Genomic DNA, 20,265 nt, shown 5'->3' on the forward strand with positions numbered 1-20,265 from the left:
ACGCTACACGAGAGCGGAAGAAGAGTTCCAATAACGTTCAATAGCAAGGGAGACGCTTCATGGAAGCAGTCCACGGCAGCATGCTGCTGGTGTACGCGGTCATCGCGATCGCAGTGCTGATCTTGATGATCACGCGCTTCAAGGTTTACCCGTTCCTCGTTCTGATCATCGTTTCGCTGCTGCTTGGACTCGCCGTCGGCATGCCGATGGACAAGATCGTCAAGGCGTTCGAAACCGGCAACGGCAACACGCTCGGCCACATTGCGATCGTCGTCGGTCTCGGTACGATGCTCGGCAAGATGATGGCCGAATCGGGCGGGGCGGAGCGCATCGCGAATACGCTGATCGGCTGGTTCGGCGAGAAGCATATTCACTGGGCGATGATGTGCGTCGCGATCATCGTCGGCCTGCCGGTGTTCTTCGAAGTCGGCTTCGTGCTGCTGATCCCGATCGCGTTCAACGTCGCGAAACGCACGGGCAAATCGCTCTTGCTGATCGGTCTGCCGATGGTCGCGGGCTTGTCCGTCGTTCACGGCCTGATCCCGCCGCACCCGGCCGCGCTGCTCGCGGTGCAGGCGTATCACGCGGATATCGGCAAGACGATCGCTTACGGGTTGATCGTCGGTATTCCGACGGCGATCGTCGCGGGTCCGCTGTTTGCGCTGCTGATCCACAAGCACATCAAGCTCGCGCCGAACAATCCGCTCGCGTCGCAGTTCGTGGATTCGGGCAAGGAAGGCGAGACGCGTGAACTGCCGAGTTTCGGCATCACGCTGTTCACGATTCTGCTGCCGGTGATTCTGATGCTGGTCGGCAGCTGGGCGGATCTGGTGTTCGCGCCGAAGACGCTCGCGAACAATCTGCTGCGCTTTGTCGGCACGTCCGACGTCGCGCTGCTGATCGCCGTGCTGGTCAGCTTCTGGACCTTCGGCGCATCGCGCGGATTCAACCGCGAGCAGATCCAGAAGTTCTGCGGCGAGTGTCTCGCGCCGATCGCGGGCATTACGCTGATCGTCGGCGCGGGCGGCGGCTTCGGCAACATCCTGCGCGAAAGCGGCATTTCGCAGGAACTGGTGTCGCAGGCATCGGCCGCGCATTTGTCGCCGTTGCTGCTCGGCTGGTTCGTGGCCGCGCTGATTCGCCTCGCCACCGGCTCGGCGACGGTCGCGATGACCACCGCCTGCGGGATCGTCGCGCCGATCGCGGCGGCGGCGGGCGGCAGTGTCAGCCCGGAACTGCTGGTGCTGGCAACCGGTTCGGGCTCGCTCATCTTTTCGCATGTGAACGATGGCGGCTTCTGGCTGATCAAAGAGTATTTCGGGATGACCGTCGGCCAGACGTTTCAGACCTGGTCGCTGTGCGAAACCATCATTTCCCTGATGGGTCTGGGTCTGACGTTCGGGCTCGCGGCGGTCGTATAAAGGCTTTCGTAGAAGGATTCAGGAGTAACTTATGATTTTGATCGCGATGGGCGTCTCGGGCTGCGGCAAGACGCGGATTGGCGAATTGCTGGCGGAGCGTCTGGAGTGCGACTTCACCGATGGCGACGCGTTTCACAGCGCCTCCAACAAAGAGAAGATGCACAAGGGCATTCCGCTTACCGACGACGACCGCTGGCCGTGGCTGCGCACGATCCGCGCCGCGATCGAGGAAAAGCGGAACGCGGGCGAGACGGCGGTGTTCACGTGTTCGTCGTTGAAGCGCTCGTACCGCGATATCCTGCGCGGCGGCGACAAGGACGTTTGCTTTGTGTACCTGAAGGGAACGTTCGAAGTGCTGCAGGAGCGTTTGCAAACGCGCACGGGCCATTTCTTCGATCCGTCGCTGCTGCAAAGCCAGCTCGACACGCTCGAAGAGCCGGGCGCCGATGAGGCGATCGTCGCGGAAATCACGCTCACGCCAGAGCAGATCGTCGATCAGGTGCTGGCGGAGATCAAAACGCGTTAGTCGCGCGTCACGATAAAAAAAGCCGTCCGGAGTTTATCCGGACGGCTTTTTTATTTTGAAGCGCGGCGAAAACGATCAGGCAATCCGCTTCGCCAGTTCGACCGCTTTACCCACATACGAAGCCGGCGTCATTTCGAGCAGCAGCTTCTTCGCTTCGTCGGGAATGGCGAGGCCGCCGATAAACGTCTGCAAGCCATCGCGCGTAATCCCCTTGCCGCGCGTCAGTTCCTTCAATTGCTCATACGGATTCTCGATGCCGTAACGGCGCATGACCGTCTGCACCGGCTCGGCCAGCACTTCCCAGCAGTTGTCGAGGTCTTCGTTCAGACGCGCCGCGTTCACTTCCAGCTTGTCGAGGCCGCGGATCAGCGAGTCGTACGACAGCAGCGAATAGCCGAACGCGACGCCGATATTGCGCAGCACCGTCGAATCGGTCAGGTCGCGCTGCCAGCGCGAGACGGGCAGCTTGTCGGCCAGATGGCGCAGCGTCGCGTTCGCGAGACCGAGATTGCCTTCCGAATTTTCGAAGTCGATCGGGTTGACCTTGTGCGGCATCGTCGACGAACCGATCTCGCCCGCCTTCGTGCGCTGCTTGAAATAACCGACCGAGATATAACCCCACACGTCGCGGTCGAGGTCGAGCAGGATCGTGTTTGCGCGCGAGATGGCGTCGAACAGTTCGGCCATGTAGTCGTGCGGCTCGATCTGGATCGTGTACGGATTGAACGTCAGCTTCAGCCGGTCTTCGACGACCGACTTCGAGAACGACTCCCAGTCGAATTCCGGATACGCCGACAAATGCGCGTTGAAATTGCCGACCGCGCCGTTCATCTTGCCCAAAAGCGGCACCGCTTCGATCCGCTCGATCGCGCGCGAGAGACGCGCCGCGACGTTCGCGATTTCCTTGCCGAGCGTCGTCGGGCTGGCGGGCTGGCCGTGCGTGCGCGAGAGCATCGGCTGCGCGGCGTGCGCATGCGCGAGCTTGATGAGCCGTTCCTGCACCGAACGCAGCGCCGGCAGGATCACGTGTTCGCGGGCGCCCGCGAGCATCATGCCGTGCGACGTGTTGTTGATGTCTTCCGAGGTGCAGGCGAAATGGATGAATTCGCTCGCGCGTTCGAGTTCCGGCTGACCCTTCACCGATTCCTTCAGCCAGTATTCGACCGCTTTCACGTCGTGATTCGTCACGCGCTCGATATCCTTGATGCGCGCGGCGTCGTGCGCGGTGAAGCGCTCCACGAGTTGCAGCAGGAATTGCTCGGACGCTTCGGAAAAGCGCGGCACTTCGGCGAAACCGGCGCGCGAAAGCGCGATCAGCCAGTGAATTTCGACCATCACACGATGACGCATGAAAGCGGCTTCGGAGAGCCAGTCGCGCAATGCTTCGGTTTTCGCGGCGTAGCGGCCGTCGAGCGGCGACAGCGCGGTCAGCGCGAAAAGGGTATCGGGACGGGTATCGGACATGGTGGCGGCCGCGGGCAGCGACTGAGAGAGACGAGGGGAACCACGGATTTTAACATCGGACGGCTTGCAACCCGGAACGGGCGGCGGCTTGAAATGCCTTTAAGCGCCTGGAAAGGCTGGAAAGAGCCGAAAGAGCCGAAAGAGCCGAAAGGCTCGAAAGACCCGAAAGACCCGAAAGAGCCGAAAACCCCTAATCGCCTCGAAGCGCGCGATCGAGCGCCTGCAACTGCGCCGGCGTACCGACGTTTTCCCAACGCCCTTCGTAGAGTTCGCCGCTCGCGCGGCCCGCCGCGATGGTTGCGCGATAGTAGGGCGTGAGCGCGCGGCAGGTGCCGGGCGGCACATCGCGGAACATCCGCGTGTCGTACAGCCCGATGTTGCCGAACGTGTAGCGCGGCGCGCCTTCGAGCGCGAGCAGGCCGCCGTTCAGCGCAAAGTCGCCGTCGGAATGGAAAGCAGGGTTCGGCACCATCACGAGATGCATGCCGGGCTCGGCATCGCGCGCGAGTTGCACGGCGCGCTCGCCGAGCGCGGCGTAATCGAATTCGCAGAACACGTCGCCGCTGACCGCCAGAAACACTTCGGGCTCGCCGCGCGTTTCGATAAGCGGCAACGCCTTCGCGATCCCGCCCGCCGTTTCCAGCGCCTCGGTTTCAGCGGAATAGTGCAGCCGCACGCCCCAGCGCGCGCCGTCGCCGAGCGCGCTTTCGAGTTGCGCGCCGAGCCACGCGTGATTAATCACGATATCGACGAAACCGGCCGCCGCGAGCCGCTCGATCTGCCACACGATCAACGGTTTTCCGGCTACTTCGAGCAGCGGTTTCGGGCAGGAATCGGTGAGCGGACGCATGCGTTCGCCGCGTCCGGCGGCGAAAATCATCGCCGTCGTCAGGTTAGAGCTCATGCGGCGCGCTTAGAACGTGTAGCCGACGTCGACCGCGCGGCCTTCGAGCGTGTCGAGCAGGCGCGCGAACGGCCGAAGCGGTCCGTAGCGCTCGGCCACCTTGCGCGCATAGCCGATAAAACGCGGCAGATCGGCGAGATATTGCGGCTTGCCGTCACGGTGATAAATGCGTGCGAACAGCCCGAGCACCTTGATATGGCGCTGCAATCCCATCCACTCGATTTGCCGGTAGAACTCGCCGAAATCGGGATCGACCGGCAGGCCCGCTTTTCTCGCGTGCTCCCAGTAGTACACGAAGCAGTCGAGCTGGAACTCCTCGTCCCAGCTGATGAAAGCGTCGCGCAGCAGCGAGGCGACGTCGTACGTGATCGGGCCGTATACCGCGTCCTGGAAGTCGAGCACGCCAGGATTCGGCTCCGCGATCATCAGATTGCGCGGCATGAAGTCGCGCAGCATGAACGTCTGCGGCTGATCGAGCGCGCTCTTCACGAGCGCGTCGAAGGTCTGGTCGAGGACGCGGCGCTCGGCGGCGTCGAGCGTGTGACCCAGATGCTTGCCGACGAACCACTCCGGCATCAGTTCCATTTCGCGGCGCAGGAACGCTTCGTCGAAGGGCGGCAGCACGCCTTCGCGCGCGCTGAGCTGGAAGCGGATCAGCGCGTCGAGCGCGGCGCGCATCAACGGCCGCGCGTTCTTTTCGTCCAGCACGGACAGATACGACGTCGTGCCGAGATCCGTTACGAGCATGAAGCCCGCGTCGAAATCGGCTTCGAGAATGCGCGGGACGTGCACGCCGGCCTCCGCGAGCAACTGCGCGACCTGCACGAATTCGCGGCATTTCTCGGGCGGCGGGGCGTCGACGGCGATCAGCGTGGCGCCGAAATCGGCGTTGCTCGACAAGCGGAAATAGCGCCGGAAACTGGCGTCGGTGGAAGCGGGCGCGAGGCTCGACACATCCAGCCGATACGAATCGGCGAGGGCATGGAGCCAGTCGTAAAGCTGTGTAAGGCGGGCGTCTGAGGGAATGTGCGTCATAAATTCGAAGGGCAAAACATCTTGCCATATAATACCCCACGACTTTTTTAAGCGATCCGTTATCGCTCAGGCGTCAAGGCCGCCTTCCGCCTGCCTCATCCATCGACCGGTGACATGACTTCTCCGCGGCCCGACCTTCGCGTCCGGCTGCGCGAGCGTGAGCGCGGGTGGGGATGCACCGCAACGGATGCAGAGCCGCAACGCCTCAAGGGAAACGAACGGGATCGAATCGGGATCGAATTGCCTCCATACATGCCGCCACGACAGTTCTTATCACCGGATCCTAAGCGCGCAACACGTGCCGCAAGCGCCGTTCGCACGAAGCGCGACGCGCAACCCCGCAGGCGGCGACTCGTCGCGGCGCTGCTCGCCATTCCGGGCCTCATGCCCGCGCTTTCGCACGCTCAGCTTTCCGGCGCCGCCGCCGATCCGCAGCCGCTCGACCAGCCCGGCCCGGCCCAGAGAGACACTGGTTTGCGGTTGGCACCTCAGATCGAGGAACGCACACTTAGCTCGGGTTCGCAGCCAGCCACCTTTGTTCTAGGCGATAAAACCACGGGGACGAGCGACCAGGACATGGCCGCGAAGGGCGCGGCGGAAATGCGCCGCTACACGTCGGTCGTGAAAGGCGACGCGCTGCATTACGATCTCGACACCGACAAAGCCGACGCCTACGGCAATGTCCGGATTCAAAGCAACGGCAATACGTTCATCGGTCCCGAAGCGCACTTGCGGGTCGAGGCGAACGAAGGCTACATGACGAACCCGAAGTACCACTTCAGCGCGACGGGCGGATCGGGCAGCGCGGAGCGGATCGACCTGATCGACAACGAGCGGACGCGCGTCGATCACGGCACCTACACGGCCTGCGAGTGCGAGACCGATCCGGCGTGGTACATCAAGGGTTCGTCGTTCGATTTCGACAGCGGCGCCGATGAAGGCGTTGCCCACAACGGCGTGCTGTTCTTCCAGGGCGTACCGGTATTCGCGAGCCCGTGGCTTTCGTTTCCGCTCACCGGCGAGCGTCGCAGCGGCTTCCTGCCGCCCACGGTGTCGCTCAGTTCGACCACCGGCTTCGAAGCGAGCATTCCGTATTACTTCAACATCGCGCCGAATCGCGATCTGACGGTGACGCCGCGCATCATGACGCAGCGCGGCGTGCAGTTGCAGTCCACGTTCCGTTATCTGTCGCCCACGTATTCCGGCACGATCACCGGCGAATTCCTGCCGCAGGATCAGAAAACGCATACGAACCGTTATGCGATCTACCTGCAGCACCAGCAGTACTTCGGCAACGGTTTCGCGGGCTACATCAACTACAACAAGGTCTCGGACAATCAATATCCGGAAGATCTCGCGTCGGCGTCGAACCAGTTCCTGAACGGTACGCAGTTGCTGTACCAGCAGGAAGTGGGGCTGACCTACAGCAATGGTCCGTGGTCCGTGCTCGCACGCGAGCAGCGCTGGCAGACGCTGCAGCCGTCGGTGCCGCCGTATGCACGCGAGCCGCAGTTGAACGTGCAGTACAACAAGTACAACGTCGGCGGTTTCGACTATGGCGCGGAAGCGGATTACACGCGCTTCACGATCACCGAGGACGGCGCGACCGACGGTCAGCGCGCGGTCTTCAATCCGTACCTTGCCTATAACATCAACGCGCCGGGTTACTTCGTCACGCCGAAGGTGCAGTGGCACTTCGCGTCCTATGACCTGTCGCACGTCGCGAGCAGCGCGCCCGCCGGTCAGCCGAAGAACTTCACCGAGTCCATCCCGACGCTGAGTTTCGACACCGGCCTCGTGTTCGACCGTTCGGTCAGGCTTTTCGGGCAGGATTACATCCAGACGCTGGAACCGCGCCTGTACTACGTGTACACGCCGTATCGCGACCAGAGTTTCGCCCCTATCTTCGATACGGCCGAATCCGACTTCGGCCTCGCGGAAATCTACACGCCAAACACGTTCGTCGGTAACGACCGTATTGCCGACGCGAACCGCCTCACGGTCGGTCTCACCACGCGCTTCATCAACCCGGCGACGGGCGACGAGCGCGCGCGTTTCGTGATCGCGCAGCAGTACTATTTCCAGAGCCAGCGCACCACGATTTCCGACACGCAATCGCTCGATCAGGCGAAGCACTCGGACCTCATCGCGGGCGCGGCGATCAAGCTGGGCGCTGGTTTCGCGTCGGAAACAGCGTTCCAATATAATGCCGATAACAACCAGCTCGTCCGGACAAGCGTCGGTTTTTCGTTCAGCCCGGAAACGCGCAAAGTGCTGAACATCGGCTACCGCTACACGCGGGCGAACGAAACCACGCTGTCCAACGAGCCGATCAACCAGATTCTGGTGTCGGCGCAATGGCCCATCACGCGACGCATTTATGGCGTGGGGCGCGTGAACTACGACCTGGCGAGCCATCGGCTCGTCGACGGTCTGGTCGGCTTCCAGTACGATGCCGACTGCTGGACATTCGGGTTCGGCATGCAGCGTTACGCGAACGGCGTGACCTCGACCGGCACCTCGAGTTCCGGCACGCGAGTGCTTGCCCAACTGACGTTCAAGGGCTTGTCGAATGTCGATAACGGTCTCGTCGCGGCATTCCGTTCCAGCGTCGCGGGTTACACGCCGCCGCCGGGGCCGACCCCGCCGCTTTCGCGCTTCGGCAATTACGAGTGAACGAAAAATGACCGCAGGACAAGGTTAGAGAATTGCAGCGAGAGTTTCAGCGGGTAACAACAAACAGCAGCGGAATGCACGCAAGCCGGCTGCGCTCGTATTTGATGGAGTATCTGTGGCAAACGTGAATATGTTTCGATGGACAACAGTCGCGGCGGGCGCATTCGCCGCGACGCTTTTTCTGAGTTCGCCCGCGGGCGCGCAGGCTTTGTCGAAAGGCCAGGTGCAGCTTGCGGATTCGGTCGTCGCGGTGGTGAACAGCGACGTCATCACGCGACGTGAACTGGAAGACCGCACGGGCCTCATCACGCGCCGCCTGAACCAGCAGAACGCGCCGCTGCCGCCCGCCGCGCAGCTGCAGCGTCAGGTGCTCGACCAGATGGTGCTCGAACGCATTCAGTTGCAAAAGGCGAAGGAAGACGGCATCACCGTCGACGATACCGCCGTCAACCGCACGCTCGAACGTCTCGCGCAGCAGAACCAGATGACGCTCGACGTCTACCGCGCGCGCATCGAGGCTCAGGGTGTGCCGTGGCCCATGTTTATCCGCGACGCGCGCACGGAACTCACGCTCTCGAAGCTGCGCGAGAAGGAAGTGGACAGCAAAGTGACGGTGTCGGACGGCGAAGTGGCGAACTACGTGGCGAGCCAGCGCGGGCCGAACGCCCGGCAGTCGAGCGACCTGCATCTGCAGCACATCATGTTCAAGGTGCCGGCCGGCGCGAGCCAGAACGACATCGCGGCGATCCAGACGAAGGCGGAAGCCGTGCTGAAGGACGCGCAAAGCGACACGGATTTCACGAAGCTCGCCAAGAACAACTCGCAGGATACCGACGCCGCGAAGGGCGGCGATCTGGGTTTTCGCACGCAGGCTTCGTTGCCGGCTTCCATCGTGACCGCGGCGGCAGCGCTGCGTCCGGGCGAAGTGAATCCGCAACTGATCCGCACGGACGGCGGTTTCGAGATCGTCCGGCTGGTCGAGCGGCGCGCGGGTCAGGGCACCGCGGCCGATGCGCCGAAGCTCGTGCAGACGCACGTGCGCCACATTCTCGTGCGCGTGTCGGACGGCACGTCGGAATCGGCGGCGCGTCAGAAGTTGCTTGAAATCAAGCGCGACGTGCTCGCAGGCGGCGACTTCGCGAACTTCGCGCGCACGTATTCGCAGGATGGATCGGCGTCGCAGGGCGGCGATCTTGGCTGGGTCAGCCCGGGAGAAACCGTGCCGGAATTCGAGCGCGCGATGAACAACCTGAAGGACGGCGATGTCAGCGACCCGGTGCGCAGCGAGTACGGTTATCACCTGATTCAGGTGCTTGGCCGGCGCGAAGCGGAAGGATCGGCTACGCAGCAGCTCGATACCGCGCGCCAGGCTATCGGCCAGCGGAAGGCGGAGCAGGCGTACTCCGACTGGCTGCGCGAATTGCGCGACACGGCCTACGTCCAGTACAAGGGCGTCGCGGCCCAGCAGGAGCAATAACGTGAACGCCGCGTCGGACGCGCGTCCGCTGTCGATCGCGATCACCACCGGCGAACCTGCCGGGGTCGGTCCCGAACTGACGGTGGCGGCGCTCCACGACGCGGCTTCGCGCTGGCCTTCGGTGCGCTTCACGGTGCTCGGCGATAACGCGCTCATCCACGAGCGCGCCGGTAGTCCGTTTCCGGACGCGCTGCCGGGCAATGTCGTGGTCGAGCATCACGCGCTTGCGGTGCCGTCGAAGGCGGGTACGCTCGATGCCGCGAACGGCCGCTACGTGCTCGCGCTGCTCGACGCGGCGATCGACGGTGCGGTGAGCGGACGTTTCGACGCCATCGTCACGGCGCCGCTGCAAAAGAGCACGATCAACGACGCCGGCGTGCCATTCACCGGTCACACCGAATATCTCGCCGATCGCACCGGCACTCCGCGCGTCGTGATGATGCTCGCGGGCACGGGCGACCGGCCGCTGCGCGTCGCGCTGGCCACCACGCATCTGCCGCTGAAGGACGTGCCGGCGGCGATCACGGTGGGCGGGATCGTCGAGACGTTGCGCATCATTCATCACGATCTGCGCGCGCATTTCGGTCTGCCGAATCCGCGAATTCTGGTTACCGGGCTCAATCCGCACGCGGGCGAAAACGGCTATCTGGGGCGCGAGGAAATCGACGTGATCGCGCCTGCGCTCGACGCGGCGCGCGCGCTGGGTATCGATGCGCGCGGTCCGTATCCGGCCGACACGCTGTTCCAGCCGCGTCATCTGAAAGACGCCGATTGCGTGCTCGCGATGTTCCACGACCAGGGACTGCCGGTGCTCAAGTTCGCGACGTTCGGCGCGGGCATCAACGTGACGCTCGGCCTGCCGATCATCCGCACGTCGGTCGATCACGGCACGGCGCTCGATCTCGCCGGCACGGGCCGCGCGGATTCCGGCAGCCTGATCGCGGCGATCGAGACAGCGGTTTCGATGGCGAGCCACCGGCGCGCGGGCTGAATACGGCGTTTGGGCTGATTCCGGCATTCGGGCTGATTCCGGTGTCCGGCTCATTTTTCACGTGTTTTCTAAGCGGTTCTTCTTCCGATGTCCATCAAGCACCAGGGCCATTTCGCGCGCAAGCGCTTCGGGCAAAACTTCCTCGTCGATCAAGGCGTGATCAACGCGATCGTCGATACGATCGCGCCAAAACGCGGCGAGCGGATGGTCGAGATTGGGCCGGGGCTCGCCGCGCTTACCGCGCCGCTGATCGAACGGCTCGCGACGCCCGAGTCGCCGCTGCACGCGGTCGAACTGGACCGCGATTTGATCGGTCGGCTGGAAAAGCGCTTCGGCGATCTGCTTGTGCTCCATTCCGGCGATGCGCTCGCGTTCGATTTCGACTCGCTCGCGGCGGACAGCGACAAGCCCTCGCTGCGGATCGTCGGCAATTTGCCGTACAACATTTCCAGCCCGCTGCTGTTTCACCTTACGGCGTTCGCGGAGAAGGTGATCGACCAGCATTTCATGCTTCAGGATGAAGTCGTGGACCGGATGATCGCGGAGCCGGGCAGCAAGGATTTCGGCCGGCTCACGGTGATGCTGCAGTACCGCTACGTGATCGACAAGATGATCGACGTGCCGCCGGAATCGTTCCAGCCGCCGCCGAAGGTGAATTCGGCCATCGTACGGATGATTCCGTTTGCGCCGCACGAGTTGCCTTCCGTCGACGAAAAAACGCTCGGTGAAGTGGTGCTCGCGGCGTTCTCGCAACGACGCAAGATGATGCGTAACACGCTTGGTGTGTATCGCGATCGCGTGGATTTCGATGCAATTGGGTTTGATCTGTCGCGGCGCGCGGAGGAGGTGCCGGTGGCGGAGTTTGTTAAGCTCGCGCAGGTGGTTGAGGGGGCGAAGGGCGTTTAGCGGGATGACGGTTTTGGTCTGAGTTGGGTTGGGTTGGCGTTCTGGTTGCCGCGCACAGCGGCGAGCTAATTAGACCACCATGAATGCAAGTTCCCAGAAAGCGCGAGGCAACAAAAGTAAAAGCACCGGCAAAGGAGGGTGTAATTAGTTTTGTGTAAACGGTCATTTGGCAGGAGACTGCCCGTAACAGGAGCGACGATGACCGTAGCCAAACGCAACAAACGTGCGAAACCCGATCCTGAACTCGTCAAGCTGGCGGACAGGTTGCTGGCGAATTACCAGAAACCCGAGGACCTGGTTGGCGAGAACGGCCTGCTCAAGCAGCTCACCAAGATGCTGGTTGAGCGGGCGCTGGAGACCGAGATGTCCGAGCATCTGGGGCACGGCAAGAGCGAGACCGTCACCAACGCCACGGGAAACACCCGTAACGGTCACAGCGCCAAGACGTTGCAGGGTGAGTTCGGCGAACTACCGCTCGATATCCCGCGTGATCGTCAAGGCGCGTTCGAGCCGAAGCTGGTAGAACGCCATCAGACCCGCTGGTCGGGCTTCGACGACAAGATCATCTCCCTGTACGCACGGGGCCTGAGCGTGCGTGAGATTCAGGGGCATCTGGAAGAGATGTACGGCACCGAAGTGTCGCCCACGCTGATCTCCGCGGTGACCGACGCGGTCAGCGAGGAGGTGAAGCTCTGGCAAGCTCGCCCACTCGACGCGCTGTACCCCATCATTTATCTCGACTGCATCCACGTCAAGGTGCGCGACAGCGGTGCGGTGCGGACTAAGGCGGTCTATCTGGCCATTGGTGTGAACATGGACGGCCACAAGGAAGTGCTGGGACTGTGGATCGCCCAGACCGAGGGGGCGAAGTTCTGGCTGCAGGTGGTCACCGAGTTAAAAACACGCGGCGTGCAGGACATTTTTATCGCCTGCGTCGATGGGCTCAAAGGCTTTCCCGAAGCCATTGAAGCGGTCTATCCGAAAGCAGCCGTGCAGCTTTGCATCGTGCACATGGTGCGCAACTGCCTGAACTTCGTGTCGTGGAAAGTGCAGCGCGAAGTTGCCGCCGATCTGAAGATGATCTACACATCAACGACAGTCGAACTGGCCATGCAAATGCTCGAAGCGTTCGAGGCCAAGTGGGACAAGGACTATCCGTCAATCGGGCAGAGTTGGCGGCGCAACTGGGCACGCGTCGTTCCATTCTTCGACTATCCGCCGGAAATCCGCAAAGTGATCTATACGACCAACGCCATTGAATCGATCAACATGAGCCTGCGCAAGGTGATCAAGACCCGCAGCTCGTTTCCGACCGACGACGCCGTGACCAAGCTGTTTTACCTGGCGCTGAACAACATCAGCAAGAACTGGACGATGCCAATCCGCGATTGGAAGGCAGCTTTGAACCGCTTTACTATCCAGTTCGAGGACAGGCTGATGCCCCGTTAAACCACAACCTGTTTACACAAAATTCGGGACACCCCCCGGCAAAGCCAAACCCGTCCGCCCCGGACCGGGGCATCGCTAATAGACGTACACGAAAATAAGTTTCCAGGAAGCGCTTAGCAACAAAACCAAAAGCGCCAGCAAAACCAAACCCGTCCGCTACAAGCGCCTCCCGGGCGCATTCACAAGCGCAATCCCCACAAGCACGAGCCCAGCAGCGACCATAAACCGCAGCGTGAAATGCTCCCCAAGCAGCAGCACGCCGAACGTGACGCCAAAGATCGGCGTCAAGAACGAGAACACCGAAAGCCGCGACGCCATATAGCGCGTCAACAGCCAGAACCACGTCAAATAGCTGACGAACGCCACGACCACCGCCTGATACGCAAGACACGCGAGCGCGAGCGGCGTGATCGCCTCGACATGCGTTTGCCCGAGCGCCGCCGCGAGCGCCAGCAACGCCACCGCCGACACCCCCAACTGATAGAACAGCGTTTTGCTCGCGTTCGTGTGCGAGAGCGACGAGCCGCGCACGACGACCGTCGTCGATGCCCACAAAAGTCCGCCGAGCACGCCGAGTGCATCGCCCGCGAGACCTTGCAGCGTCGATACGCCGTTGGGATTGCCGCGCAGGAAACCGTCGGCGAAGGCGAGCGCCATGCCGCCGAACGCGACCGCGATCCCCGTCCATTGCACGCGCCGCAGCCGCTCGCCCGCGACGAACCAGTGCAGTCCGAGCGCCGTGAAGCACGGCGCGGTGTAGAGAAACACGGCCATGCGCGAGGCCGATGTCATCGTCAATCCGACGAAGATGCAAACGAATTCGCCGCTGAACAGCAACCCGGCGAGCAGACCCGCGCCGAGCGTGCCGTCGCGTTTGAAGAGCGATTCGCCGCGCGATCGCGTCCATATCCAGACGAGCGCGCTCGCCACGACCGAGCGGATGCCGGCCTGGAGAATCGGGGGAAACGACGCGTTTGCGCCTTTGATCGCGACTTGCTGGAAACCCCAGGCGGCGCACAGGACGATCATCAGGACGACAGCGGTGCTGTCGGGCGCGCGGCGCAAGGTCAGGGCGGTTGTGCTCATCGGCTCATGCACTCGTCATGCACAATTTTGGAGCGATGATTTTGCCACCGAACGGCAGGCGGAAGAGAGGCGGAAGAGAGGCGGAAGAGAGGCAGGCGCGGAAAAGCGTGGCTTCTCAACGCCACGCGAAACCACGCTCATCACATCAGGAATGTTTCTCGATCAATTCGACCTTGTAGCCGTCCGGATCTTCGACGAACGCGATCACCGTCGTGCCGCCCTTCACCGGCCCCGCCTCGCGCGACACACGGCCGCCCGCCTCGCGAATCGCGTCGCACGCCTTCGCCGCGTCGTCCACTTCCAGCGCGATATGGCCGTAAGCCGTGCCGAGGTCGTACTTTTCGACGCCCCAGTTGTAGGTGAGTTCGAGCACGCTGTTTTCGCTCTCGTCGCCGTAACCGACGAACGCGAGCGTGTATTTGTACTCGGTGTTTTCGCTCTGACGCAGCACTTTCATGCCGAGAATGCGGGTGTAGAAATCGATGGAACGCTGCAAGTCGCCGACGCGCAGCATCGTGTGAAGAAGTCGCATGGTGGAGTTCCTGTGGGGAAGTTGGCCGGAGCTCTTGCGCGTCCGGACCGGTCTTGTAAATGGCGATCGAGAGCGAAATTGTACCGTCCGCCGCGCAGCTTCGCTGAACGCTCAGTCAGCACTCAGTCAGCGCTCAGAGCGCCGGCAGCAACTCGGGCGGATGATTTTTCAGCGTATGTCGCGCTTCGCGGAATTCCGGGAAGATCGACTCGACCGTTTCCCAGAATCGCGGGCTGTGGTTCATCTCACGCAGGTGCGCGAGTTCGTGCGCGACGACGTAATCGATGATCGAAACAGGGAAGTGGATCAGCCGCCAGTTCAGACGAATCTTGCCGTCGCTGGAACAACTGCCCCAGCGCGTCGCCGCCGATGACAGCGCGTACGCCCGGAACTGCACGCCGAGTTTCGGCGCGTAGACCGCGAGCCGTTCGCCGAAAATCCGCTTCGCCTCGGTTTGCAGCCAGCTTTGCACACGGTCCTTGATCTGCTGCGGATCGGCAAGCGCGGGCAGCGCGAGCGAGAGCACGTTCGCGTCGGCATCGAAGTGCAGCGTGTTCAACGTCGAGCCGAGCGACACGCGAATCATCCGGCCGAGATACGGCAATTCCGCGCCGTCTTTCCAGTCGATCCGCGGCAGCGCGCGCTGTTCGACACGCGTTTGCCACTCGGTCAGCTTCTTGAAAATCCAGTTCTGCTTTTCAGCAATCGCACTTTCGATATCGGCCAGCGTGACCCAGCGCGGCGCGGTAATCGCGAGCCCGGTACCGTCGATACTGAAACCGATCGTGCGCCGCGACGAACGCTTCAGCCGATATTCGAGCGTCTGCTGTCCAAGCTTGACCCGACGCAAACGCGCGCCTTCGGGCGGTTGCAGCGAAGGCGGCGGCGCGATACTGGGTTGAAGCGGCGCGATATCGCCGCGCAACGGCGCGGGCGTCACGGCAGGAGACGCGGACGGCGCGGCGGAAGGCACGGACGACGCCGTTGGCTCGGCGAACGGCAGGTCGAGTTGCGGATGGTCGAGCGCGACGGCGGGGCGCTGTCGCGAAGGGGGCTTCTGCATCGGCTCAGCTTGGCGCACACGGCGCAGGAATGACGAGAAGAACGAAAAAGGCAATGCGCGGCTCGCGTGGGTTCGGCTGGATCAGCGGCCTGCGGCGGCGCGCTTGACCTCTGCCGCGCCGGCATTCGCCGAGTCGTACGAACCGGGATCGATACGACGCATTTCCGCTTCGATCCAGTTCTCCACGCGCGTATTCACTTCTTCCGGCGTGAGACCTGTCGTGTCGATCGGTTGTCCGATGGACAACGTGACTATACCCGCATATTTGAGAAAGGAATTTCGCGGCCAGGCGTGCCCGGCATTGTGCGCGATCGGCACGACCGGCGCGCCCGTATCGACCGCGAAGCGCGCGCCGCCCGTCTTGTACTTGCCCTGACGGCCGACCGGCGTGCGCGTGCCTTCCGGAAACATGATGACCCACGCGCCTTCGTCCATGCGCGCGCGGCCCTGGCGCGCCACCGAGGCGAACGCGTCCTTGCCCTGCTTGCGATCGATGTGAACCATTTTCAGCAAGCCGAGCGCCCAGCCGAAGAACGGCACGTAGAGCAATTCGCGCTTGAAGACGTAGCAAAGCGGACGCGGCATCAGCGCGGGAAACGCAATCGTCTCCCACGCGGACTGATGTTTGGAGAGCAGCACGGCTGGCCCTTGCGGCAGATTCTCGTACCCTTCAATCCGATAGCGGATACCGACCAGATAGCGCATCACGACGATGCTCGACTTGCACCATCCGGCTGCCATCCAGTAACGCTTTTCGGCGCGCATGAACGGGAACGCGATGAAGCATGCGATCGCGTAGGGCACCGTGTACACGGCGAAGTAGATCTGCAACAACAAGGAACGAATGAAGCGCATGGACGTGACGAGTAAAAAAGGCGTCACGAGGACGCCGGGAATGCCGCGACGCGTGAAGAACGCGTCAGTCGTGTCCGACGGACAGGAAATCGAGCGCGAAGGTGCGCAAGTCGCGATGCACTTGCGTACCCGGCGGCAGATCGCCCGCGGCAAGCGTCTTTTCACCCTTGCCGGTCAAAACGAGATGCGTCGGAAAGCCGAGCGCCGCGCCCGCTTGCAGATCGCGCAGCGAATCGCCCACGACCGGCGTGTCTTCCGACTCGATTTCAAAACGGTCGATGATCTGCTGCATCATGCCGGGCTTCGGCTTTCTGCAATCGCATTGATCTTCGGAGGTATGCGGGCAGAAAAAGATCGCGTCGATCCGTCCGCCCACCGACGCCGCCGCGCGATTCATCTTCTGATGCATCGCGTTGAGCGCGGCCATGTCGAACAATCCGCGGCCGATGCCCGACTGGTTCGACGCAATCGCCACGCGATACCCCGCCTGATTGAGCCGCGCGATCGCCTCCAGACTGCCGGGAATCGCGACCCATTCGTCGGGCGACTTGATGAAGGCGTCGGAATCGACGTTGATCACACCGTCGCGGTCGAGAATCACGAGTTTTCGGTTTGCGGTCGTGGGCATGGCGCGGCGTCCGGGCGTCTTGGTCGGGTGATGGCTCAAGCAGCGAGCTTCGAAATATCCGCGACGCAGTTCATCTGCTGATGCAGTGCGCCGAGCAACGCGAGACGGTTTGCCCGCAACGCCGGATCTTCCGCGTTCACCATGACATCGTTGAAGAACGTGTCCACTGCGTCGCGCAACGCGGCGAGCGCCGAGAGCGCTTCCGTGTAGTTGCGCTCGGCCAGTTGCCCCTGAACGCGCGGCGCAACGTGTTCGAGTTGATCGTAAAGCGCTTTTTCAGCCGCTTCGACGAGCAACGCCGGGTTCACGGTCGCGGAAACCGGGTCCGCCGACTTCTTCAGAATATTCGAGATACGCTTGTTCGCCGCCGCGAGCGATGCCGCTTCCGGTAGCGCCGCGAATTCGCGCACGGCGTCGAGACGCAGCACGATATCGTCGATACGCGTGGGATTCAGACTCAGCACCGCGTCGATTTCGCCCGCGTTGAAACCGCGTTCGCGCAACACGCCGCGCAACCGGTCGATCACGAACGCGTACAGCGGTTCAATGGAATCGGCCACTTGCGGCATGTCGGCGAACTGCTTTTGCGCGAGCGTCAGCAGCGTGCGCAGGTCGATCGCGAGGCGCTTTTCCAGCAGGATCCGCAGCACGCCGAGCGCATGACGGCGCAGCGCGAACGGATCGCGTTCGCCGGTAGGCTGCAGGCCGATGCCCCAGATTCCGACCAGCGTTTCGAGCTTGTCGGCGAGCGCGACCGCGCAGCCGACGCCGGTGGACGGCGTTTCGTCGCCCGAAAAACGCGGCTGGTAGTGTTCCGAGCACGCGAGCGCGACTTCGTCCGGCTCGCCGTCGTGACGCGCGTAGTACGTGCCCATCGTGCCTTGCAACTCGGGAAACTCGCCGACCATGTCGGTCAAGAGATCGGCCTTCGCGAGCAACGCGGCGCGGCGGGTCAGCGCGGCATCCACGCCGACCAGCGGCGCGATCTCGCCCGCGAGCGCTTCGAGGCGCTGCACGCGCTGCAATTGCGAGCCGAGCTTGTTGTGATACACGACGTTCGCGAGCAGCGGCACGCGATCCGCGAGACGCTTTTTCTTGTCCTGCTCGAAGAAGAACTTCGCGTCGGCGAGACGCGGGCGCACGACGCGCTCGTTACCTTCCACGATATCGCCCGGCGTTTCGGTGTCGATATTCGACACGATCAGGAAGCGCGAACGCAGCCGGCCTTCGGCATCGGTGAGCGCGAAGTACTTCTGGTTCGTCTGCATCGTGAGGATCAGGCATTCCTGCGGAACTTGCAGGAAGGCTTCGTCGAAGTAGCACTGATACACGACCGGCCACTCGACCAGCGCGTTCACTTCGTCGAGCAGCGCTTCCGGCATCACCACGCGATCTTCGCCCGCGAACGCCTGCAACTGCGTGCGGATGGACTCGCGGCGATCGTCGAAATTCGCGACGACGCGGGCCTTCGTGCGCAGCGTCTCGGCGTAGTCGTCGGCGTGCTGGATCGCGACCAGCCCTTCGGACATGAAGCGATGACCGAGCGTGGTGTCGCCCGAATCAATTCCGAGCACCGAGACCGGCACGATCTCACGGCCGTGCAGCGCGATCAGCCGATGCACCGGACGCACGAACTGGACGCTCGTGCCGTCGGGACGCTGATACGTCATCACCTTCGGGATCGGCAATTTGGCGAGCGTTTCGGCAAGCGCCGTCTGCAAGCCTTCGGCGAGCGTCGCGCCCGGCGCGGCGTAGCGCAGGAAGAACGCTTCGGCCTTGCCGTCCTGCGCGCGTTCGAGCTGGCTGACCGGAAAATCGGGAAAGCCGAGCGCGGCGAGTTTCTTCGCGAGCGGCGCGGTCGGCTCGCCGTTCGCGTCGAGCGCGACGGTCACCGGCAACACCTTTTCACGCACCTGCTTTTCGGGCGCGACACTGCGCACATTTTTGATAAGCACGGCGAGGCGGCGCGGCGTCGCGTATTTTTCGAAACTCGGCTCACCGTCGATCAAATCGCGCGCGACGAGACGCTGCACGATCCCTTCGGCAAACGCGACGCCCAGGCGCGCCAGCGCTTTCGGCGGCAATTCTTCGGTGAGCAGCTCGACCAGGAGCGATGCTTGAGTGGCTTCAGTCATTGTTCTTTCGTGTCTCGTCAATGCGCGTCATTCGGCGTCGATCTTGCGCTCGATCTTCAGCGCGGGCGCCCAGGCGGGCTTCGCGACGTCTTCGGCATCGGTGGTGAGTTCGGCTGCGGCGCGCACGGGATTGGCGAGCATCGGAAAACCGAGCGCCTCGCGCGAGTCGTAGTAGGAGCGCGCGACCAGACGCGAAAGATCGCGGATCCGGCCGATATACGACGCGCGTTCCGTCACGGAAATCGCGCCGCGCGCGTCGAGCAGATTGAACGTGTGACCGGCTTTCAGCACGAGTTCGTAAGCCGGCAGCGCAAGCTGCGCCTCGATCATCCGTTTCGCTTCGGCTTCGTAGCTATTGAAGAAGCCGAACAGCAAATCGACGTTCGCGTGCTCGAAGTTATAGGTGGATTGCTCGACTTCGTTCTGGTGATAGACGTCGCCATAGGTCAGGCGGCGCATTTCCGGGCCGTTCGGGCCGGTTTCTTCCCACTCGGTCCAGACGAGGTCGTAGACGTTTTCGACCTTTTGCAGATACATCGCCAAACGTTCGAGGCCGTAGGTGATTTCGCCGAGCACCGGCTTGCAGTCGATCCCGCCGACCTGCTGGAAATACGTGAACTGGGTCACTTCCATGCCGTTCAGCCACACTTCCCAGCCGAGACCCCACGCGCCGAGCGTCGGATTTTCCCAGTCATCTTCGACAAAGCGCACGTCGTTTTGCTTCAGGTCGAAACCGAGCGCTTCCAGCGAGCCGAGATACAAATCGAGAATGTTCTCCGGCGCGGGTTTCAGCACGACCTGATACTGGTAGTAATGCTGCAGGCGGTTCGGGTTGTCGCCGTAACGGCCGTCTTTCGGACGCCGCGACGGCTGAACATACGCCGCGCGCCACGGTTCCGGCCCGAGCGCGCGCAGGAACGTGTGGACGTGCGAAGTGCCCGCGCCGACTTCCATATCGATAGGCTGCAGAAGCGCGCAACCCTTGTTGTCCCAATAGGATTGCAGCGTCAGGATGATTTGCTGAAAAGTGAGCATGGATTGCCTTCAAGGCGGACAGGACGCGGCAGGCGCCGGGCGCGCAAAGGCGTTCCGGGAACCTGGCCGTGCGGCCGGTCAA

At 62.7% G+C, this 20,265-nt stretch carries 17 protein-coding genes; 7 read left to right on the forward strand and 10 right to left on the reverse strand.

The window, feature by feature from the left end; genetic code table 11:
• Window positions 1-59 precede the first annotated feature (59 nt).
• Window positions 60-1,421 (forward strand): GntP family permease, encoded by a 1,362-nt coding sequence (locus AC3D25_RS03785; RefSeq protein WP_488887145.1) that lies wholly within the window; start codon window positions 60-62, stop codon window positions 1,419-1,421.
• Between the two features lie 31 nt (window positions 1,422-1,452).
• Window positions 1,453-1,947, forward strand: coding sequence for a gluconokinase (locus AC3D25_RS03790; RefSeq protein ID WP_488887146.1), 495 nt, complete (start codon window positions 1,453-1,455; stop codon window positions 1,945-1,947).
• A 75-nt stretch (window positions 1,948-2,022) separates the two neighbouring features.
• Here AC3D25_RS03790 and purB read toward each other — a convergent pair whose 3' ends face one another.
• The 3 genes from purB to AC3D25_RS03805 all read right to left on the reverse strand — a co-directional run bounded on the left by purB (window position 2,023) and on the right by AC3D25_RS03805 (window position 5,350).
• On the reverse strand, window positions 2,023-3,411 hold the full coding sequence (gene purB, locus AC3D25_RS03795; RefSeq protein WP_488887147.1) for an adenylosuccinate lyase: 1,389 nt from the start codon (window positions 3,409-3,411) through the stop codon (window positions 2,023-2,025).
• Between the two features lie 190 nt (window positions 3,412-3,601).
• Window positions 3,602-4,315 (reverse strand): N-acetylmuramate alpha-1-phosphate uridylyltransferase MurU, encoded by a 714-nt coding sequence (murU, locus tag AC3D25_RS03800; protein WP_488887148.1) that lies wholly within the window; start codon window positions 4,313-4,315, stop codon window positions 3,602-3,604.
• A gap of 9 nt (window positions 4,316-4,324) precedes the next feature.
• The gene (locus tag AC3D25_RS03805; RefSeq protein WP_488887149.1) at window positions 4,325-5,350 is read right to left on the reverse strand and encodes an aminoglycoside phosphotransferase family protein; all 1,026 of its coding nucleotides are present in this window, start codon (window positions 5,348-5,350) and stop codon (window positions 4,325-4,327) included.
• A gap of 252 nt (window positions 5,351-5,602) precedes the next feature.
• On the opposite strand from AC3D25_RS03805, the gene AC3D25_RS03810 reads away from it, so the two are divergent.
• The 5 genes from AC3D25_RS03810 to AC3D25_RS03830 all read left to right on the forward strand — a co-directional run bounded on the left by AC3D25_RS03810 (window position 5,603) and on the right by AC3D25_RS03830 (window position 12,849).
• Entirely contained in the window at window positions 5,603-8,026 is a 2,424-nt protein-coding gene (locus AC3D25_RS03810; RefSeq protein WP_488887150.1) for an LPS-assembly protein LptD, read from the forward strand.
• Window positions 8,027-8,156: 130 nt separating this feature from the next.
• Window positions 8,157-9,503 carry a peptidylprolyl isomerase gene (locus AC3D25_RS03815; RefSeq protein WP_488889582.1) on the forward strand — a complete coding sequence of 449 codons (1,347 nt, stop codon included), beginning with the start codon at window positions 8,157-8,159 and terminating at the stop codon, window positions 9,501-9,503.
• Window position 9,504: 1 nt separating this feature from the next.
• On the forward strand, window positions 9,505-10,494 hold the full coding sequence (pdxA, locus tag AC3D25_RS03820; protein ID WP_488887151.1) for a 4-hydroxythreonine-4-phosphate dehydrogenase PdxA: 990 nt from the start codon (window positions 9,505-9,507) through the stop codon (window positions 10,492-10,494).
• A gap of 87 nt (window positions 10,495-10,581) precedes the next feature.
• Entirely contained in the window at window positions 10,582-11,400 is an 819-nt protein-coding gene (rsmA, locus tag AC3D25_RS03825; protein ID WP_488887152.1) for a 16S rRNA (adenine(1518)-N(6)/adenine(1519)-N(6))-dimethyltransferase RsmA, read from the forward strand.
• A 198-nt stretch (window positions 11,401-11,598) separates the two neighbouring features.
• Window positions 11,599-12,849 (forward strand): IS256 family transposase, encoded by a 1,251-nt coding sequence (locus tag AC3D25_RS03830; protein ID WP_488887153.1) that lies wholly within the window; start codon window positions 11,599-11,601, stop codon window positions 12,847-12,849.
• 156 nt (window positions 12,850-13,005) lie between these two features.
• Here the strand turns inward: AC3D25_RS03830 and AC3D25_RS03835 are convergent, their stop codons facing one another.
• From AC3D25_RS03835 to glyQ, 7 genes are all read right to left on the reverse strand, one after another.
• A complete protein-coding gene (locus AC3D25_RS03835; protein ID WP_488887154.1) occupies window positions 13,006-13,935 on the reverse strand; it encodes a DMT family transporter in 930 nt (309 codons plus the stop codon).
• A 145-nt stretch (window positions 13,936-14,080) separates the two neighbouring features.
• Window positions 14,081-14,467 (reverse strand): lactoylglutathione lyase, encoded by a 387-nt coding sequence (gloA, locus tag AC3D25_RS03840; RefSeq protein WP_488887155.1) that lies wholly within the window; start codon window positions 14,465-14,467, stop codon window positions 14,081-14,083.
• A 133-nt stretch (window positions 14,468-14,600) separates the two neighbouring features.
• A complete protein-coding gene (locus AC3D25_RS03845) occupies window positions 14,601-15,530 on the reverse strand; it encodes a M48 family metallopeptidase (RefSeq protein ID WP_488887156.1) in 930 nt (309 codons plus the stop codon).
• A gap of 81 nt (window positions 15,531-15,611) precedes the next feature.
• On the reverse strand, window positions 15,612-16,385 hold the full coding sequence (locus AC3D25_RS03850) for a lysophospholipid acyltransferase family protein (protein WP_488889583.1): 774 nt from the start codon (window positions 16,383-16,385) through the stop codon (window positions 15,612-15,614).
• Window positions 16,386-16,449: 64 nt separating this feature from the next.
• Window positions 16,450-17,013: a D-glycero-beta-D-manno-heptose 1,7-bisphosphate 7-phosphatase gene (gene gmhB / locus AC3D25_RS03855; RefSeq protein ID WP_488887157.1), complete on the reverse strand. Its 564-nt coding sequence runs from the start codon at window positions 17,011-17,013 to the stop codon at window positions 16,450-16,452.
• Window positions 17,014-17,048: 35 nt separating this feature from the next.
• On the reverse strand, window positions 17,049-19,148 hold the full coding sequence (gene glyS, locus AC3D25_RS03860; protein WP_488887158.1) for a glycine--tRNA ligase subunit beta: 2,100 nt from the start codon (window positions 19,146-19,148) through the stop codon (window positions 17,049-17,051).
• A 27-nt stretch (window positions 19,149-19,175) separates the two neighbouring features.
• Window positions 19,176-20,183 (reverse strand): glycine--tRNA ligase subunit alpha, encoded by a 1,008-nt coding sequence (gene glyQ, locus AC3D25_RS03865; RefSeq protein WP_488887159.1) that lies wholly within the window; start codon window positions 20,181-20,183, stop codon window positions 19,176-19,178.
• Window positions 20,184-20,265 lie beyond the last annotated feature (82 nt).

The organism is Caballeronia sp. SL1002 (assembly GCF_057814995.1).

Excerpts from the sequence above, each read along its gene's own strand:
- rsmA (WP_488887152.1), top strand. The coding sequence starts at position 10,582 with ATGTCCATCAAGCACCAGGGCCATTTCGCGCGCAAGCGCTTCGGGCAA.
- AC3D25_RS03785 (WP_488887145.1), top strand. The coding sequence starts at position 60 with ATGGAAGCAGTCCACGGCAGCATGCTGCTGGTGTACGCGGTCATCGCG.
- AC3D25_RS03835 (WP_488887154.1), bottom strand. The coding sequence starts at position 13,935 with ATGAGCACAACCGCCCTGACCTTGCGCCGCGCGCCCGACAGCACCGCT.
- glyQ (WP_488887159.1), bottom strand. The coding sequence starts at position 20,183 with ATGCTCACTTTTCAGCAAATCATCCTGACGCTGCAATCCTATTGGGAC.
- murU (WP_488887148.1), bottom strand. The coding sequence starts at position 4,315 with ATGAGCTCTAACCTGACGACGGCGATGATTTTCGCCGCCGGACGCGGC.
- gloA (WP_488887155.1), bottom strand. The coding sequence starts at position 14,467 with ATGCGACTTCTTCACACGATGCTGCGCGTCGGCGACTTGCAGCGTTCC.
- AC3D25_RS03845 (WP_488887156.1), bottom strand. The coding sequence starts at position 15,530 with ATGCAGAAGCCCCCTTCGCGACAGCGCCCCGCCGTCGCGCTCGACCAT.
- glyS (WP_488887158.1), bottom strand. The coding sequence starts at position 19,148 with ATGACTGAAGCCACTCAAGCATCGCTCCTGGTCGAGCTGCTCACCGAA.
- AC3D25_RS03830 (WP_488887153.1), top strand. The coding sequence starts at position 11,599 with ATGACCGTAGCCAAACGCAACAAACGTGCGAAACCCGATCCTGAACTC.
- AC3D25_RS03815 (WP_488889582.1), top strand. The coding sequence starts at position 8,157 with ATGTTTCGATGGACAACAGTCGCGGCGGGCGCATTCGCCGCGACGCTT.
- AC3D25_RS03790 (WP_488887146.1), top strand. The coding sequence starts at position 1,453 with ATGATTTTGATCGCGATGGGCGTCTCGGGCTGCGGCAAGACGCGGATT.
- gmhB (WP_488887157.1), bottom strand. The coding sequence starts at position 17,013 with ATGCCCACGACCGCAAACCGAAAACTCGTGATTCTCGACCGCGACGGT.
- AC3D25_RS03810 (WP_488887150.1), top strand. The coding sequence starts at position 5,603 with ATGCCGCCACGACAGTTCTTATCACCGGATCCTAAGCGCGCAACACGT.
- AC3D25_RS03850 (WP_488889583.1), bottom strand. The coding sequence starts at position 16,385 with ATGCGCTTCATTCGTTCCTTGTTGTTGCAGATCTACTTCGCCGTGTAC.
- purB (WP_488887147.1), bottom strand. The coding sequence starts at position 3,411 with ATGTCCGATACCCGTCCCGATACCCTTTTCGCGCTGACCGCGCTGTCG.
- AC3D25_RS03805 (WP_488887149.1), bottom strand. The coding sequence starts at position 5,350 with ATGACGCACATTCCCTCAGACGCCCGCCTTACACAGCTTTACGACTGG.